The sequence below is a fragment of the Streptomyces sp. NPDC005803 genome, assembly GCF_040630435.1.
GTDB lineage: Bacteria > Actinomycetota > Actinomycetes > Streptomycetales > Streptomycetaceae > Streptomyces.
On record NZ_JBEXXO010000012.1, the window covers coordinates 25,806 to 41,302 of the forward strand.

Below are 15,497 nucleotides of genomic sequence, written 5' to 3' on the forward strand. Positions count from 1 at the left end.
TCGATAAAGATCGCGTCACTGTCAGAGGCGGCGGGTAGGCTCGTGGACAAGATGACAGAGGACCTCTCACCAGCTGAGCGATACCAGGCTTCCCGGATCCGAGCCGCCGAGCAGGCGACCGCGCTCGGGCCGTTCCGCGAGATGTACGAGTTCGATCTGGACCCCTATCAGATCGAGGCCTGCAAGGCGCTGGAGGCCGGCAAGGGTGTGCTCGTCGCGGCCCCCACGGGGTCGGGCAAGACGATTGTCGGCGAGTTCGCCGTGCACCTCGCCCTCGCCCAGGGCCGCAAGTGCTTCTACACCACGCCGATCAAGGCCCTGTCCAACCAGAAGTTCGCCGACCTGGTCAAGCGCTACGGCGCGGACAAGGTCGGCCTGCTGACCGGGGACAACAGCGTCAACGCCGACGCACCGGTGGTCGTGATGACCACCGAGGTGCTCAGGAACATGCTGTACGCGGGCTCCCAGGCGCTGAACGGTCTCGGTCACGTGGTCATGGACGAGGTCCACTACCTCTCCGACCGCTTCCGGGGCGCCGTGTGGGAGGAAGTGATCATCCACCTCCCCGAATCCGTCACCCTCGTGTCGCTGTCGGCGACCGTGTCCAACGCCGAGGAGTTCGGGGACTGGCTGGACACCGTCCGCGGCGACACCCAGGTGATCGTCTCCGAGCACCGGCCGGTGCCGCTCTGGCAGCACGTGCTGGCCGGCCGCCGGATGTACGACCTCTTCGAGGAGGAGAGCGACCACGGCGGCCGCGGCGTGGGACGCCGTGAGGTCAACCCCGACCTGGTCCGGCTCGCCCGCATGGAGAACCAGCGCGGGTACAACCCGCGCGAGCGCCGCCGCGGAAAGATGGTGCGCGAGGCGGACCGCGAGCGCGAGCGGCGCCAGCGCAGCCGGATCTGGACACCGTCGCGGGCCGAGGTCATCGACCGGCTCGACGCCGAGGGACTGCTGCCCGCCATCACGTTCATCTTCAGCCGGGCCGGCTGCGAGGCCGCGGTACAGCAGTGTCTGCACGCCGGACTGCGGCTCAACGACGAGGACAAGCGCCGGCTGGTCCGGGAGATCGTCGAGCAGCGCACGGCGTCCATCCCCACCGAGGACCTGCACGTCCTCGGCTACTACGAGTGGCTCGAAGGCCTGGAGCGGGGCATTGCCGCACACCACGCGGGGATGCTCCCGACCTTCAAGGAGGTCGTCGAGGAACTCTTCGTGCGCGGGCTCGTCAAGGCGGTCTTCGCGACGGAGACCCTCGCGCTCGGCATCAACATGCCGGCGCGCTCGGTGGTCCTGGAGAAGCTCGTCAAGTGGAACGGCGAGCAGCACGCCGACATCACCCCCGGCGAGTACACCCAGCTGACCGGCCGGGCCGGCCGGCGCGGCATCGACGTCGAGGGCCACGCCGTGGTGCTCTGGCAGCGCGGCATGGACCCGGGGGCTCTGGCCGGACTCGCGGGCACCCGGACGTATCCGCTGCGCTCCAGCTTCCGGCCCTCGTACAACATGGCCGTCAACCTGGTGCATCAGTTCGGGCGGCACCGCTCGCGGGAGCTGCTGGAGACCTCCTTCGCCCAGTTCCAGGCGGACCGGTCGGTGGTGGGGATTTCCCGCCAGGTCCAGAAGAACGAGGAGGGCCTGGAGGGCTACCGGGAGGGCATGACCTGCCACCTCGGTGACTTCGAGGAGTACGCGCGGCTGCGCCGCGACCTCAAGGACCGCGAGACGGAGCTCGCCAAGCAGGGCGCCTCGCAGCGGCGGGCCGCGGCGGCGGCGTCCCTGGAGAAGCTCAAGCCGGGAGACGTCATCCATGTGCCCACCGGCAAGTTCGCCGGTCTGGCGCTCGTCCTCGACCCGGGGCTGCCCGCCGGGCGGACCAACGGGCACGGGCACCGCGGGCTCGAATACCACGACGGGCCGCGGCCGCTGGTGCTGACCGCGGAGCGCCAGGTGAAGCGGCTGGCCTCGATCGACTTCCCGGTGCCGGTCGAGGCGCTGGAGCGGATGCGCGTCCCGAAGTCGTTCAACCCGCGCTCGCCGCAGTCGCGGCGTGACCTGGCGTCAGCGCTGCGGACCAAGGCCGGGCACATCGTGCCCGACCGCCACCGGCGGGAGCGGTCCGTCGCCGCCGACGACCGCGAGATCGCGCGCTACCGGGCCGAGTTGCGCGCCCATCCGTGCCACGGGTGCGACGAGCGCGAGGACCATGCGCGGTGGGCCGAGCGGTACCACCGGCTGGAGCGGGACACCCGGCAGCTGGAGCGGCGGATCGAGGGGCGGACCAACACCATCGCCCGCACCTTCGACCGGATCGTGGCTCTGCTCACCGAGCTCGACTACCTGCGCGGCAGCGAGGTCACCGAGCACGGCAAGCGGCTGGCCCGGCTGTACGGCGAACTGGACCTGCTGGCCAGCGAATGCCTGCGGGCGCGTGTGTGGGAGGGCCTCAATCCCGCCGAACTCGCGGCGTGCGTGTCGGCGCTGGTGTACGAGGCGCGGCAGTCCGACGACGCGGTGGCCCCGAAGCTGCCGTCCGGGCCGGCCAAGACCGCGATGGGTGAGATGGTCCGGATCTGGGGGCGGCTCGACGCCCTGGAGGAGGACTTCAAGATCAACCAGGCGGAGGGGGTCGGACAGCGCGAACCCGATCTCGGATTCGCCTGGGCGGTGTACATGTGGGCGTCCGGGCGGTCGCTGGACGAGGTGCTGCGCGAGGCGGAGATGCCGGCGGGGGACTTCGTGCGGTGGTGCAAGCAGGTGATCGACGTGCTGGGGCAGGTGGCTGCCGCGGCGCCGCGCGAGGGCAGTTCGGTGGGGCGCAACGCGCGGAAGGCGGTTGACGAGGTGTTGCGAGGAGTGGTGGCTTACAGCTCCGTGGGGTGAGGCGAAGTGCGGCGCGATGCGTCGCCGGGTGGGCGGGCCGGTGCGGCGTGGTGCGCGTGGCGTTGGGCCGGGTGTCCGTACGGGGCTCTGCGGCCGGCCGTGGGCGACCTGCGCCTGCGGCGGGCTTCGCCCCTCACGCCCAACCCGTCCTGTCCTCAGGAAGCTTCGCCGCCGCGGACTCCGGCTGCTCGGACGCCGGACGGGCGGAAGCAGACGTCGGCCGATCCCGCGTCCAACGGGTCGGCCGACGGCGTGCTCCTCCCGTCACCCGCGATCAGGTACGGCCTTTGGTGTCGCTCTTCATCGAGGCGCCCGCGCAGACCAGCCCCAGCAGGACGGTCAGACCGCCGATGATGACGTTGTTGAGGATGACGCCCATGTCCGGGCTGCTGCCCACCACCCAGGGCGAGATGATCATCCAGGCGCCCATGGCGCAGATGGCCCAGCTCAGGCCGTACATTCGCCGCGGCATCATGGTGAATCCGAGCCCCAGCACGGCAATGGCGATGCCCATGACCAGGTTGTGCGACGCCAGCGAGGACTGGGAGGTCGTGAAGTGCAGCACCCAGGGCGATATGGCGCAGTACAGACCGACCAGGAACACCGGTCCGTCCACGAGCACCACATCGCGGCCACCCATCATCCGGTCGTAGCGGTCGCGCATCTCGGTGACATCGGGATGTCCGGCCATGTCATGACCGGCGTGCGAGACGTTTGACATGAGTTCGTTCGCCTCCTTCGATCCTGCAGGCCTGGCCGACGCTGTGGGGGTGAAAAGCGGCCTGCTATGCCATTCTGCTCTTATTTTCCCCTTATGTGTAGTTTCAAGGCGACCGAATATCTGCGGGAATTGCAGGGGTCCGGATCGGTTCACCGGTCGTCGAGCCGTCCGGCCGGATCGATCAGATCCGGCGTACGCGGCACGCGGGCGCCGTACCCCGGAAGCGGGACGTGCGGCGGTCCGCTCCCTCGTGCCGGGATCACGCTGAGCCCGTGCACTGCACCGGCCCACCAGGCCATCCGCGACGAGCGCGGCCATCTGTCTGCCGTCCGTCGCCCCGCCCGGTCCCGCCGTACGAACAAGGCCCCTGCCGGGCGGGCGCGGGAAACCGCTAGCCGGCGGGCATCAGAACCGTGTCGACGATGTAGACCGTCGCGTTGGCGGTCCGGACGTTGCCGCAGACGACCTTCGAGGAGTCGTTCACGGTGTACGTCATGTCCGAACCGGACGTCGTGAGCGCGCTCTTCTCCAGGGTGTCGAAGGACCCCTTCCGCAGCTGCTGCGGCGTCAGCTTCTGCCCTACGACGTGGTACGTGAGCACCTTGGTGAGCGCTGCCTTGTCGGCGAGCAGCTTGTCCAGGTCGGCCTTCGGGATCTTGGCGAAGGCGTCGTCGGTGGGGGCGAACACCGTGATGTTCCGCGCGTTGTTCAGGGTGTCCACCAGGCCGGCCTGCTTGACCGCGGTGACCAGGGTGGAGAGGGCCGGGTTGTTCGAGGCGGCTGTCGCGACCGGGTCCTTCGCCATGCCGTCGAAGGAGCCCGCCCCGTCCTTCGGCACCGTCGCGCAGGCAGGGCCGAAGGGCCGGTCCGTGGGCATCGTGTCGCCGGCGGACGCCGAGGCCGTGTCCGAGGGCTTCGCCGAAGTCGCGGTAGAGCCGGAGGCGCTGTTCCCGGAGTCGGAGTCGCTGGAGCAGGCCGCCAGGGCGAGTGGCAGGGCGATGGCCGCGGAGGCGAGGGCGGCGGCGCGACGGGCGTGATTGAGCTTCATGCTGTTCTCCTGGTGCGGACGGGTGACACATGCGTCACGCTGGGTAATCGGTGGTGGGTGGGGGTGGTCAGGGGCGTTCGGTACGGAAGGCGGTGGAAGAGCTCAGGACACGTCGACCACCACCGAGTGCCAGCCGGTCGCGCCGTCGGGCACGGTGCCGACGCGGTGTCCGGTCTGGGTGGTCCCGGTCCGGTCCGTCGCGCGGACCTCGAGGGTGTGGTCGCCGGAGGTGGCCGGCCATTCCCACACCCATTGGCGCCAGGTGTCCCGGTTGTCCTCGGCCGCAAGCCGCGCGGTGTGCCACGGGCCGCCGTCCACCCGGACCTCGACCCGCTGGATGCCGCGGTGCTGGGCCCAGGCGACCCCGGCGACCGGGATCACGCCGGCCTTCGGGGAGGCGAAGGGGCGGGGGGTGTCGATGCGGGACTCGGTCTTGACGGGGGCCTGCTGGGACCAGGACCGCTTGACCCAGTAGGCGTCGTAGTCGTCGAACGTGGTGAGTTCGATGTCCTTGATCCATTTGCAGGCGGACACGTATCCGTACAGGCCGGGGACGACCATCCGGACCGGGAAGCCGTGCGCGAAAGGCAGAGGTTCACCGTTCATGCCGAAGGCGAGCAAGGCGTCGCGGCCGTCCATGACGGCCTCGACGGGGGTGCCGATCGTCATGCCGTCCACCGAGCGCGCCACGAGCTGGTCGGCGGGCCCGCCCCGCGACGGGGGCTTCACCCCGGCCTCCCGCAGCACGTCGGCGAGCCGCACGCCGATCCACCGCGCATTGCCGATGTAGGGCCCGCCCACCTCGTTGGAAACGCACGCCAGGGTGATGTCGCGCTCGATGATCTCCCTGCGCATCAGGTCCTGGAAGGTGAGCGTCAGGGGCCTGCTCACCCCCTTGCCGTGGACCCGCAGCCGCCACTCGCCGGCATCGAGGCGCGGCACGACCAACGCCGTGTCCACCCGGTAGAAGCTCTTGTTCGAGGTGACGAACGAGCTCAGTCCCGGGATTCCCAGATCGGCGCCCGCGGGGACGGCCGGCGCCACCGAGTCGGGTACGGGCAGGACGAGGTCCTCCCGTGAGGCGGCCGCACCGGCCTGGACGGCGGAGGTGAGGTGACGCCCCAGCAGCCCGGCGCCTGCCGAGGCCGCCACCGCGGCGCTCGCCGCGATGACGAATCCCCGCCGGTCGAAGGCGCCGTGGTCCGGCTCGCCGTCCCTCCCGCCAGCCGCGGGGGAGGCACGGGAAGCCGGTGCCAGCCGCCCGGCCAGGAGATACAGCACTCCCGCGGCCACCACGGCGCCCACCATCGAAGGCAGCGCGTCGGACACACGGCCCTCGGGCCGCCCGACCGCCGCGACTGCCCCGACGACTCCGAAGACCAGTACCCCGGCCGAACCCAGCAGCCGGTGCCGCAGCGCCAGCACCCCGATCGCCATGGCGAAGACCGCCAGCAGGGTGAGGATTCCGAGCTGCAGAACCAGCTTGTCGTTCGTGCCGAAGTTCCGTACGGCGAAGTCCTTGAGCGCCGGGGGAGCGCGGTCGATCACCGCACCGCCCACCGCCGCGACCGGACCCGCCTCGGGACGGACGACCGCTGCCGTGAACTCGGCGACGGCCAGGGCGCAGAAGCCGGCGATCACACCGCTGAGCGCGGCGAGGACGACACGTACCCAGCGGGCCCGCCGGGACCGTCGGGGCCCGGGGGCCCCGTTCCGCGCTTCGTTCTGATCTTCACTCACATCCGGGATTCGTTCCCGGATGCCCGGCGGATTGGTCGGTCATCCGAATGAATGTGACCCGGGTTGGGCCGGGCGGCGGTGCGGGGGGCGTGTGCGGCTGCGGTGAGCCGCTTCCGGGCGGGCGGGGTGGCCGGGGTGCGTGTACGGCTGCGCTCGACCGACGGCCGTCGGTGGGGCGGACGTCGGCCGCATCGGGCCGCTTCCGGTCTGGCGGGTGTCCCGGGGTGCGTGTACGTCCGCGCTCAGGCGGGCGGCAGGGGCATCAGGGCCGGCGGGGCGGACGGCGGCTGCGCCGAGCTGCTTCCGGTCGGGCGGGCGTGCCCGGGGCGCGTGTACGTCCGCGCTCAGGCGGGCGGCAGGGGCATCAGGGCCAGCGGGGCGGACGTCGGCCGCGTCGAGCCGCCCGTCGGCTCGACGGTGACGCCCATGCCCGTGGCGCCGTCCACCGGTCCGTCGAGCAGCGCCGCGTAGGTCGAGGCGTCGCCCTTCGTCGGCATCAGCCCCGCCGGGCGCATCGTGCCGTCGTCGTCGAACCAGAGTTGGTAGACCTTGCCGCTGGGGGGCTCGGCCAGCCCCGAGGCCAGGAAGACGGCGCGGTCCTGACTCTCGGAGACCACCACGGTGCCCCGCGCGCCGTTCCTCATCGTCCCGGACCGCGACCGGGCGTCGGGCGCCGCGAGGACCTGGGCGAGCCGCTCGCTCCACTCCTGCGCGGCACGGGCCTCCTGCCGGGCGTCCCGCGCCTCCTGGTTCTGCCACACCGCGACGCCGCCGAGACCGGCCGCCGCGGCCAGACTCGCGGCGAGCGCGAACGCCGGCCACCGCCGGATCCGGCCCGCGCCGACGCGGTCGGCGGGCCCGGTGCGGGTGCGGCGGCCACCGGGCGGCGGTTCCTGGCGTACGGTCGTGATCTCCCGCAGCACCCGCTCGCGCAGCTCCCGTGGTGGCGCGGCGGAGACGGCGAGCCCGAGCCGGGTCGCGGTCTCCGAGAGCTCGCGCACCTCCAGGGCGCAGGCCCCGCAGTCGCCCAGGTGCCGCTCGAACGCGCGGCGTTCGGACTCCGGAAGGGCGTGCAGGGCATAGGCCCCGGTCAGTGTGTGCAGTCCGGCGTCGCTCATGCGCTCACTCCGAGGCAGTCGCGCAGCCGGATCAGTCCGTCGCGCAGGCGGGTCTTGATCGTTCCGAGGGGTGCCGTGAGCAGCTCCGCCACCTCGCGGTAGGTCAGTCCGCGGTAGTACGCGAGGGTGACGGACTCCCGTTGCAGTTCTGAGAGGGTCCGCATGCAGCGGCGTACCTGCTCCCGCTCCAGCCGGGTCTCGACCTGTTCGGTGACGTGGTCGAAGGCGGGCGTGCGGTCGAGCAGCGCGGCCTTGTGCTCCCGGGCCGTCGTCGCCTCCACCGAGCGCACCCGGTCCACCGCCCGGTGGTGCGCCAGGGTGAGTACCCAGTTCATGGCGCTGCCGCGGGCGGCCTGGAAGCGCGCCGCCGTGCGCCACACCTCGACCAGCACCTCCTGTGCGACCTCCTCCGACTGGGCGGGATCCCGCAGAACGCTGCGCACCAGCCCCAGCACCGGCCCGCAGACCACCTCGTACACCTGGGCGAAGGCCTCCTGGTCGCCCCGGGCCACCCTCCCCAGAAGCTCCGGGAGATCGGGCCCCGCCGGGGCCGGTCCGCTGATGTACACGGCTTCCTTCACGCGGGGTTCCTCCCAGGGTGCTCATCGGTCTCGAGAGGTGATTCGGAGCCGACGGCGGCGCGGATGGGTCACAGCGCGAGATCCTTCCAGCATCCCCTGAATTCGCGATACATCGCGGTTGACGGTCGCCGACGCTCGCGATATGTTCGGTCACGAGTATTCGACGACGAAGTGAACCCGCGCAACGGCGAAGGGAAGGGGTGGCGAGGGCGGTGGCCAAGCGGCGCAAGCTCGGCAATCCACTGGCGCTCACGGTGATGGTGCTGCTCGCCGAGCGGTCCATGCATCCGTACGAAATCGCCCAGACCCTGCGCCGTCGAGGCAAGGAGCACAGCGTCAAGATCAACTTCGGCTCGCTCTACACCGTGGTCCAGAACCTGGAGAAGCACGGTTTCGTGGAGGTGACGGGTGTGCAGCGGCAGGGCAACCGCCCCGAGCGCACGCTGTACGGCATCACCGAGGCCGGACGCGTCGAGATGCTGGACTGGCTGTCCGATCTGATCGCGGTGCCGGCCGCCGAGTTCCCCCTCTTCGACACCGCCCTGTCGCTCCTTCCGGTGCTGCCGCCGGACGAGGTGGCGGAGCTCCTGCTGGACCGGGAGCAGGCCCAGAGCGTCCGGGCGGCGGCCCTGCGGGGGGTGCTCGCCCAGTTGGGCGGCATGCTGCCCCGGGTCTTCGTCGTGGAGAGCGAGTACCAGCTCCACATGATCGAGGCGCAGTTGGAGTGGATCAGGGGTTTCCGTAAGGAGATCGCCGACTCGACCATCAGCGGCATCGAGGAATGGAAGTCGTTCCACGAGACCGGTGAGGTGCCCCAGGACTGGCAGGACCTGGACGAGCAGGACATCGTCCTCGACCCCGGACACATGTGACGGGAGGGGTGGACGAAGAGCGGAAGACCCCGGCGGGAGCTGTTGGAGCAGCGCCCGCCAGGGTCTCGAACCCCGGACCGGACAAGCCGTGAAGGCACGCCAGGCGATCGAGGTGCGGCACACCCAGGATAGCCCGGCACTCCACGCGCGGACCGGCTCGGCCCACAGGGCGCTCGGAGACCCGGGCGTCCCGCCGACCACAGGAGAGCTCCGCCATGAGCACCCGTGCGCCCGCCGTTCAGGCGCGGCAGCTGATCAAGACCTATCCCGGGGGCGTCACCGCGCTCAGCGGGATGGACCTCACCGTCTCCTCCGGCACCGTCTTCGGGCTCCTCGGGCCCAACGGCGCCGGCAAGTCCACCACGGTGAAGATCCTCACCACCCTCGCCCGCCCGGACTCCGGGACCGCCTCCGTCGCCGGGCACGACGTCCTGCGCCACCCCGGCCGGGTCCGCCGGGCCATCGGCGTGGTCGCCCAGAAGTCCGGCGCCGACCCGGTCGCCACCGGGCGCGAGAACCTGGTGCTCCAGGGCCGGCTGTACGGAATGCGCGGCGCCGCCGTCCAGCGCCGGGCCGACGAACTGCTGGACCGCTTCGACCTGGCGGACGCCGGGAAGCGCCAGGTCAAGGGGTACTCCGGCGGTATGCAGCGCCGGCTCGACGTGGCGCTCGGGCTGGTGCACCGCCCCGAGGTGCTCTTCCTCGACGAACCGACGACGGGCCTCGACCCGGAGGCGCGCACGGCGATGTGGGAGGAGATCTCCCGGCTGGCCGACGAGGAGGGCCTGACCATCGTGCTCACCACGCACTACCTGGAGGAGGCCGACCGGCTCGCCGAACGCATAGCGATCGTCGACCGGGGCCGCGTCGTCGTCGAGGGCACCCCCGACGACCTCAAGGGCGAACTGAGGGGCGACGCCGTCCACATGGAGTTGCGCGCCGACGGCGACCGCGACGCCGCCACCGCCGCCCTCGCCGGGCTGCCCGGCGTGTACGAGGTGCTCGTCGACGGCCGCCGGGTCAGCGTCCGCGCCGAGGACGGGGCGGCGGCCGTCCCGGTGCTTCTCGCCGCCCTGGAACGGGCCGGCGCGGCCGTGGCAGCCGCCACGGTCGCCCGCCCCTCCCTCGACGACGTCTATCTGCGTTACGCCGGCCGCCGCTTCTCCGAGGCGGAGGCCGCAGGCCGGCACGGCGCCCCCGCACCGGCCGCCGCGGGAGGCACCCGATGAGCAGTCAGGCATGGGCCCAGACCTGGTACATGACCCAGCGCCAGCTGATGGCGATCCTCAGACAGCCGGTCTTCCTGGCGATCTCGCTGATCCAGCCGGTCATCTGGCTGTTCCTGTTCGGCAACCTCTTCAAGAAGGTCGTCGAACTCGGCGGCTTCGGCACGACGTCCTACCTGGACTACCTGATCCCCGGCATCGTCGTGATGAGCGCCCTGGGATCCAGCATGTGGGCCGGAATGGGCACCCTGGAGGAGATCGAGCGCGGCACGCTCAACCGCTTCCTGACGACGCCCGTCAGCCGCAACGCCCTGATGAACGCCAACGTCGTGCAGAACGGCATCAGCACCGCGGTGCAGTCCGTGATCATCGTCCTGCTCGGCCGGGCCGCGGGCGCCACCTATCCGGGCGGAGCGGGCGGGCTGCTGATCCTGGTGCTCGCCTCGATCCTGCTCGGTACGGTCTTCGGCGCGCTCTCCAACGCCCTGGGCATGCTGGTGCGCCAGCGGGAGTCGATCATCGGCATCAACACCTTCCTCCTCCTGCCGCTGACCTTCCTGTCCACCTCCTTCATGGCCCCGAGCCAGATGCCTCCCTGGATGCGCCACATCGCCGACTTCAACCCCGTCAACTGGGCGATGGTGGCCGGCCGGTCGGCGCTGACCTCGGACCCCGACTGGGGTCTCGTGCTCAACCGCGGGGGAGCGCTGCTGGTGCTCGCCGTGATCGCGGTCCACCTGTCGACCCGCACCTTCCGCTCGTACCAGAAGTCCGTCTGAGGGGCGGTCCCTCAACGGCCCGCCACCGCACCGCCCGCCCGGCCCGGGAGCTCGCTCCCGGGCCGGGTTCCGCGTGCCCGGACCGCGCGCAGGGCCAGGAAGAGCAGCAATCCGAACGGCGAGAGCAGAATCGTCAGCACCAGCAGAGGGCCCATCGCATACGGCGAGATCCCCAGCCGCCGGCTCTCCAGGAACATCCACTGCCCCAGCAGCAGGTCCCAGGCGATGACCTGCGCCCACACCGCACCTGCTCCGTTCGCCAGCGCGGTCAGATCGCGGAACGTGTCGATGTCCGGGCTGCTCACCGCCGTCCAGAGCTCGGGAAGGACCGGAAGGGCCATCGCCAGGTAGACGGCGAGCACCGGCAGGACGGTCAGCGGCGAGGCGGCGACCCTGGCGGTGACCGCCCGCCCCGGCATGAAGATCATGAGCAGCCAGAACGGCGCCGCCAGCACGAACGAGGCCTCGAAGAGCGCACCGGTCATGACACGAGCTCCTTCTCCGCGACGGCGGTGGCGGGCGCCCCGGAACGCGGCCGCAGCGCCCCGTACGCACCGGCGGCGGTGGCGGCCAGGACGAGCGCGGCGGTGACGAGGGTCACGCCGTCCGGGTGGATCAGCGACTGACCACGCAGGGCCTGCCAGGTGACCAGAGCGGTGAGCGCCGCATAGGCGCCGGAGGCGACCAGTACCAGGCGCAGCCGGACCCGGGGGTCGCGCAGCCGGGCGAAGCGGGGCGCCAGCGCGACCAGCGCCATCAGGAACAGGGGAAGCAACTGGAGTGCGTGCATTCCCACGAAGTGCGGGATGCGCAGATCGCCACCGGTCGTCGACCAGCCGGTCAGCGGCATCGAGGGTCCGCCGTCCGGTACGCCCACGGCGTGCGCGCCGATCACCTCGGCCGTGTCGAGGTCGCCGGCCGCCCGCTGCTCCGTCGTGGGCCGTGTCATGACGAAGCCGACGCCGGCGCCCGCCAGGGCGAGGAACACGCCCGAGCGGATCGCCCAGGCGGAGGCCCGGTCCGCGATGCGGGCCCGCAGCAGCAGGATCGCGATGACCAGGGTGCCGGCCCACAGGATGACCACCGTGACGGCCATCGCGCTGAACAGTGACGCGTCGAAGGGCGTGGCCACGTTGAAGTGGCTGCGCTTTCCGCGGACGACCTGCAGCGTGATGATCGCCATCTCGACGAGGCTGGAGAGCGCGACCACGGTCCCGGCCCACCAGCCGGCGCGCCGGCCCCGGGTGAGGAGGGTCAGCATCCAGGCGAGCGCGAGGGCGTACACCACGAACGAGACCGCGAACTTGAAGGGTTTGGACCAGATCGCCGAGCCCGCCAGGACCCGGTCGTCGACCAGCAGGCCCACGCCCGACACCACCGCCATCACGGCCATGGCGGCGGCGAAGAGGACTAACGGACGGTGCCAGGTACGCCAATGCCGCATGAGATCCCCCAGAGTCATTATGGATAGTGGCACTCGCCGCTATCCGATAGTGGAACTATCTAGGATGGGCGCGGGGGTTGGCAAGCGGTAAGAGGGAGAACGCGCGGTGCGCATCGGCGAGTTGAGCCGCAAGTCCGGGGTTCCGGTACCGACGATCAAGTTCTACGTACGGGAAGGGCTGCTGCCTGCCGGGCGGCTGACCAGCCCGAACCAGGCGAGTTACGACGACGGGCACGCCCGCAGGCTGCGGCTGATCCGCGCTCTGCTGGACGTCGGCGGGCTCCCGTTGGCGACCATCCGGGAGGTGCTCCGGGTGATGGAGGACCCGGAGCAGCCCCTGTTCGACGTGCTGGGCGCCGCCGCGAAGGGTCTCGCGCCGTCGCAGGGCGAGGACCACGGGCCCGAACTGGAGGACGCCCGCGAGGACGTGGCGGAACTGCTGAAGCGCAGGGGCTGGCGGTCCGAGCCGCGCAGCCCTGGCGGGGAGTCCCTGGCGGAGGTGCTGGTGGCGCTGCGCGCGGCCGGGCACGGCGGCTTCGTCGAACTGCTCGACGACTACGCGACCGCCGCCGAACGGGTGGCGCGGATCGATCTCGACTACGTCGGGCGCCGCGTGGCGCGCGAGGACCTGGTGGAGAGCGTGGTCGTCGGCACGGTGCTCGGCGAGGCGATGTTCGCCGCGCTGCGACGGCTGGCCCACGTGGACGCGTCGGCACGGGCGTACGGCGAGGGGCCGGGCGGCTCGGAGGCGGGGGGCGGGGAGCCGGGTGGCAGTGAGCCGGGAGGGGCGGAGGCGGGCGGCTGAGCCCGCGGCGCGAGGCGAACGTCCCGGCCACGGGACACGCGTGCCGACGGGGACGGGTCCCGGCCACCAGGCCGACGCCCCGACACGTGCGCGCGGTCCGGTCCGGGGCGCGCCAGCCGCGCCCCGGCGTACCCGAGTCGCGCCCCTCGCGCCCCGGCGTACCCGAGTCGCGCCCCTCGCGCCCCTGGGTGCGCGAGCCGCGCCCCGGCGTACACGAGCTGCATCCCGGCGTACACGAGCTGCATCCCGGCGCACGCGAGCTGCATCCCGGCGTACACGAGCCGCGCCCCGGCGTACACGAACTGCATTCCGGCGTACACGAGCCGCGCCCCGGCGGCGGGGCCGGTGGCGCGGGCGGACACGCGTGTGCCCCGGTCCACAGGGGCCGGGGCACTGTGCGGTTCGTGTCGCCAGGGGCTACGCGGCGCTCTCCTGCTCGCGCTCCACCTGCTCGTTCCACTCGCGCTTGACCGAGCGCCAGGCGTCGTCGTTCTGGCCGAGCCGCCAGTAGCCGGAGATCGACAACTGCGGCAGCGGGATCCCGCGGTCGAGCCTCAGGTGGCGGCGGATCTCCTTGACGAAGCCGGCCTCCCCGTGGACGAACGCCTGGACGTCGCCCGTGGGGAACTCCAGTTCCTTGACCGCGGCGGTGAGCGCCTCGCCCACCGGCCGCTCTCCCCGGTGCAGCCAGGTGACCTCGACGCCGTCGGGCGACGCGATCTTCTGCTCCTCCGAGGCGTCCGCGACCTCGATGAACGCGTGCACCACCGCCCCCGCGGGCATCTGCTCCAGCGCCACGGCCACCGCCGGCAGCGCGCTCTCGTCGCCCACCAGGAGGTGCCAGTCGGCCGAGGCGTCGGGGCCGTAACCGCCGCCGGGGCCCAGGAAGGTCACCTGCTCGCCCGCCACCGCGCGTGCCGCCCACGGACCGGCGAGGCCTTCGTCGCCGTGCACCACGAAGTCGATCGCCAGCTCCCGCGCCTCCGGGTCCCAGGAGCGCACCGTGTAGGTACGCGTCGTGGGCCAGAGCTCGCGCGGGAACTCCTCGCGAATGCGGGCCATGTCATAGGGGTGTGCGTAGTCGGCGCCCTCGGGGGCGAAGCACAGCTTGACGTAGTGGTCGGTGCAGCCGGACAGCGTGAAGTCGGCGAGACCGTCACCGCCGAGCACCACCCGGATCATGTGCGGGGTGATCTGCTCGGTGCGCAGGACCTGCGCGCTCCGCGCCTTGGGTGCCCGCCGCGCCGGTCGTTCTGCCACGAGGTTGTCTCCCTGCTCCGGGTGCCGGACCGGTGGCCCATACACGGGACCATTGGTCTTAGGGTCACCTAACCTAACACCTCAGGCGGCGAGTGTGGAGAGTAGACGCTGGAGCGCTCCGCCCAGCCCCCACTGGTCCGCGAGCGCTTCGAGCGTCGCGGGATCGCGCGGTTCGGTGGGGAGTGCGGGGTCGAAAGCGGGCAGGGGGACGTCACCGGCGACCCGGACCACGGTCGGCGCGACGGCCACGTAGTCGCGGGCCTCGTCGAGCCGCTTGCGCTGGGAGGGGGTCAGTCCGGCGGACGGATCGTCGACCGCCGCCATGATTCCGGCCAGGTCGCCGAACGCGTCCAGCAGTTTCGCCGCGGTCTTCTCGCCGATGCCGGGGACGCCCGGCAGCCCGTCGCTCGGGTCGCCGCGCAGCAGCGCCAGATCGACGTAGCCGGAGCCGTCCACCCCGTACTTCTCGCGGAGCCACGCCTCGTCCGTCAGCTGGAGGGTGCCGACGCCCTTCAGCGGGTACAGCACCCGCACCCCGCGGGCGTCGTCCACCAGCTGGTAGAGGTCCCGGTCGCCGGTGACGATGTCGACCGGACCGGTCGCCTGCCCGGTCAGCGTGCCGATGACGTCGTCGGCCTCATACCCCGCCACGCCGACCCGGGCGATGCCCAGGGCGTCGAGGACGTCCGCGATGACCGGCACCTGCGGGGCCAGGGTGTCCGGCGTCTCCTCCTCGTCGGGCCGTCCCGCCTCCGTCTCCACGGCGACGCGGTGCGCCTTGTACGAGGGGATCAGGTCCACCCGCCACTGCGGCCGCCAGTCCGCGTCCCAGCAGGCGACCAGATCGTCCGGCCGGTGGTCCTGGACGAGCCGGCCGATGAAGTCCAGCAGGCCGCGGACGGCGTTGACCGGTGTCCCGTCCGGCGCGCGCACCGAGTCGGGGACCCCGAAGTAGGCGCGGAAGTAGAGGGAGGCGGTGTCGAGGAGCATCAGGCGTCGCGTCACATCCCGATGATG

14 protein-coding genes are annotated in these 15,497 nt (G+C 71.8%); 5 read left to right on the forward strand and 9 right to left on the reverse strand.

Annotation, left to right across the window (positions count from 1 at the left end):
* The first annotated feature begins 51 nt into the window (after window positions 1-51).
* On the forward strand, window positions 52-2,886 hold the full coding sequence (locus ABZ454_RS18335; protein ID WP_356317486.1) for a DEAD/DEAH box helicase: 2,835 nt from the start codon (window positions 52-54) through the stop codon (window positions 2,884-2,886).
* A 274-nt stretch (window positions 2,887-3,160) separates the two neighbouring features.
* Here the strand turns inward: ABZ454_RS18335 and ABZ454_RS18340 are convergent, their stop codons facing one another.
* From ABZ454_RS18340 to ABZ454_RS18360, 5 genes are all read right to left on the reverse strand, one after another.
* Complete coding sequence (locus ABZ454_RS18340; RefSeq protein ID WP_359539138.1) at window positions 3,161-3,607, reverse strand: SPW repeat protein; 447 nt, start codon at window positions 3,605-3,607, stop codon at window positions 3,161-3,163.
* Window positions 3,608-3,998: 391 nt separating this feature from the next.
* Window positions 3,999-4,655, reverse strand: coding sequence for a fasciclin domain-containing protein (locus ABZ454_RS18345; protein WP_359539140.1), 657 nt, complete (start codon window positions 4,653-4,655; stop codon window positions 3,999-4,001).
* A gap of 102 nt (window positions 4,656-4,757) precedes the next feature.
* Complete coding sequence (locus ABZ454_RS18350) at window positions 4,758-6,296, reverse strand: molybdopterin-dependent oxidoreductase (RefSeq protein WP_359539403.1); 1,539 nt, start codon at window positions 6,294-6,296, stop codon at window positions 4,758-4,760.
* A 443-nt stretch (window positions 6,297-6,739) separates the two neighbouring features.
* Window positions 6,740-7,513, reverse strand: a complete 774-nt coding sequence (locus ABZ454_RS18355) for an anti-sigma factor (RefSeq protein ID WP_359539142.1) — start codon at window positions 7,511-7,513, stop codon at window positions 6,740-6,742.
* Window positions 7,510-8,094, reverse strand: coding sequence for a sigma-70 family RNA polymerase sigma factor (locus ABZ454_RS18360; RefSeq protein WP_359539144.1), 585 nt, complete (start codon window positions 8,092-8,094; stop codon window positions 7,510-7,512). Before ABZ454_RS18360 ends, ABZ454_RS18355 begins: the two co-directional genes overlap by 4 nt.
* Before the next feature lie 212 nt (window positions 8,095-8,306).
* Between ABZ454_RS18360 and ABZ454_RS18365 the strand changes: the two genes are divergently transcribed.
* The 3 genes from ABZ454_RS18365 (at window position 8,307) to ABZ454_RS18375 (ending at window position 10,971) form a co-directional block, all read left to right on the forward strand.
* Window positions 8,307-8,966 carry a PadR family transcriptional regulator gene (locus ABZ454_RS18365; protein WP_359539146.1) on the forward strand — a complete coding sequence of 220 codons (660 nt, stop codon included), beginning with the start codon at window positions 8,307-8,309 and terminating at the stop codon, window positions 8,964-8,966.
* A gap of 215 nt (window positions 8,967-9,181) precedes the next feature.
* On the forward strand, window positions 9,182-10,195 hold the full coding sequence (locus ABZ454_RS18370; protein WP_359539148.1) for an ATP-binding cassette domain-containing protein: 1,014 nt from the start codon (window positions 9,182-9,184) through the stop codon (window positions 10,193-10,195).
* Window positions 10,192-10,971 (forward strand): ABC transporter permease, encoded by a 780-nt coding sequence (locus ABZ454_RS18375; RefSeq protein ID WP_359539150.1) that lies wholly within the window; start codon window positions 10,192-10,194, stop codon window positions 10,969-10,971. Before ABZ454_RS18370 ends, ABZ454_RS18375 begins: the two co-directional genes overlap by 4 nt.
* 11 nt (window positions 10,972-10,982) lie before the next feature.
* On the opposite strand, the gene ABZ454_RS18380 is transcribed toward ABZ454_RS18375, so the two are convergent.
* Together ABZ454_RS18380 and ABZ454_RS18385 are read right to left on the reverse strand one after the other, a co-directional pair.
* Window positions 10,983-11,456 carry an ABA4-like family protein gene (locus tag ABZ454_RS18380; protein ID WP_359539152.1) on the reverse strand — a complete coding sequence of 158 codons (474 nt, stop codon included), beginning with the start codon at window positions 11,454-11,456 and terminating at the stop codon, window positions 10,983-10,985.
* Window positions 11,453-12,415, reverse strand: a complete 963-nt coding sequence (locus ABZ454_RS18385; protein ID WP_359539154.1) for a hypothetical protein — start codon at window positions 12,413-12,415, stop codon at window positions 11,453-11,455. The genes ABZ454_RS18380 and ABZ454_RS18385 overlap by 4 nt, the downstream gene beginning before the upstream one ends.
* 106 nt (window positions 12,416-12,521) lie before the next feature.
* Between ABZ454_RS18385 and ABZ454_RS18390 the strand changes: the two genes are divergently transcribed.
* The gene (locus ABZ454_RS18390) at window positions 12,522-13,220 is read left to right on the forward strand and encodes a MerR family transcriptional regulator (protein ID WP_359539157.1); all 699 of its coding nucleotides are present in this window, start codon (window positions 12,522-12,524) and stop codon (window positions 13,218-13,220) included.
* 417 nt (window positions 13,221-13,637) lie between these two features.
* Here the strand turns inward: ABZ454_RS18390 and ABZ454_RS18395 are convergent, their stop codons facing one another.
* Both ABZ454_RS18395 and ABZ454_RS18400 read right to left on the reverse strand, forming a co-directional pair.
* Window positions 13,638-14,480, reverse strand: coding sequence for a siderophore-interacting protein (locus tag ABZ454_RS18395; RefSeq protein ID WP_359539158.1), 843 nt, complete (start codon window positions 14,478-14,480; stop codon window positions 13,638-13,640).
* Between the two features lie 81 nt (window positions 14,481-14,561).
* A complete protein-coding gene (locus ABZ454_RS18400) occupies window positions 14,562-15,470 on the reverse strand; it encodes a 5'-3' exonuclease (RefSeq protein WP_356317482.1) in 909 nt (302 codons plus the stop codon).
* Between the last annotated feature and the right edge of the window lie 27 nt (window positions 15,471-15,497).

Excerpts from the sequence above, each read along its gene's own strand:
- ABZ454_RS18335 (WP_356317486.1), top strand. The coding sequence starts at position 52 with ATGACAGAGGACCTCTCACCAGCTGAGCGATACCAGGCTTCCCGGATC.
- ABZ454_RS18340 (WP_359539138.1), bottom strand. The coding sequence starts at position 3,607 with ATGTCAAACGTCTCGCACGCCGGTCATGACATGGCCGGACATCCCGAT.
- ABZ454_RS18345 (WP_359539140.1), bottom strand. The coding sequence starts at position 4,655 with ATGAAGCTCAATCACGCCCGTCGCGCCGCCGCCCTCGCCTCCGCGGCC.
- ABZ454_RS18355 (WP_359539142.1), bottom strand. The coding sequence starts at position 7,513 with ATGAGCGACGCCGGACTGCACACACTGACCGGGGCCTATGCCCTGCAC.
- ABZ454_RS18370 (WP_359539148.1), top strand. The coding sequence starts at position 9,182 with ATGAGCACCCGTGCGCCCGCCGTTCAGGCGCGGCAGCTGATCAAGACC.
- ABZ454_RS18375 (WP_359539150.1), top strand. The coding sequence starts at position 10,192 with ATGAGCAGTCAGGCATGGGCCCAGACCTGGTACATGACCCAGCGCCAG.
- ABZ454_RS18380 (WP_359539152.1), bottom strand. The coding sequence starts at position 11,456 with ATGACCGGTGCGCTCTTCGAGGCCTCGTTCGTGCTGGCGGCGCCGTTC.
- ABZ454_RS18385 (WP_359539154.1), bottom strand. The coding sequence starts at position 12,415 with ATGCGGCATTGGCGTACCTGGCACCGTCCGTTAGTCCTCTTCGCCGCC.
- ABZ454_RS18400 (WP_356317482.1), bottom strand. The coding sequence starts at position 15,470 with ATGCTCCTCGACACCGCCTCCCTCTACTTCCGCGCCTACTTCGGGGTC.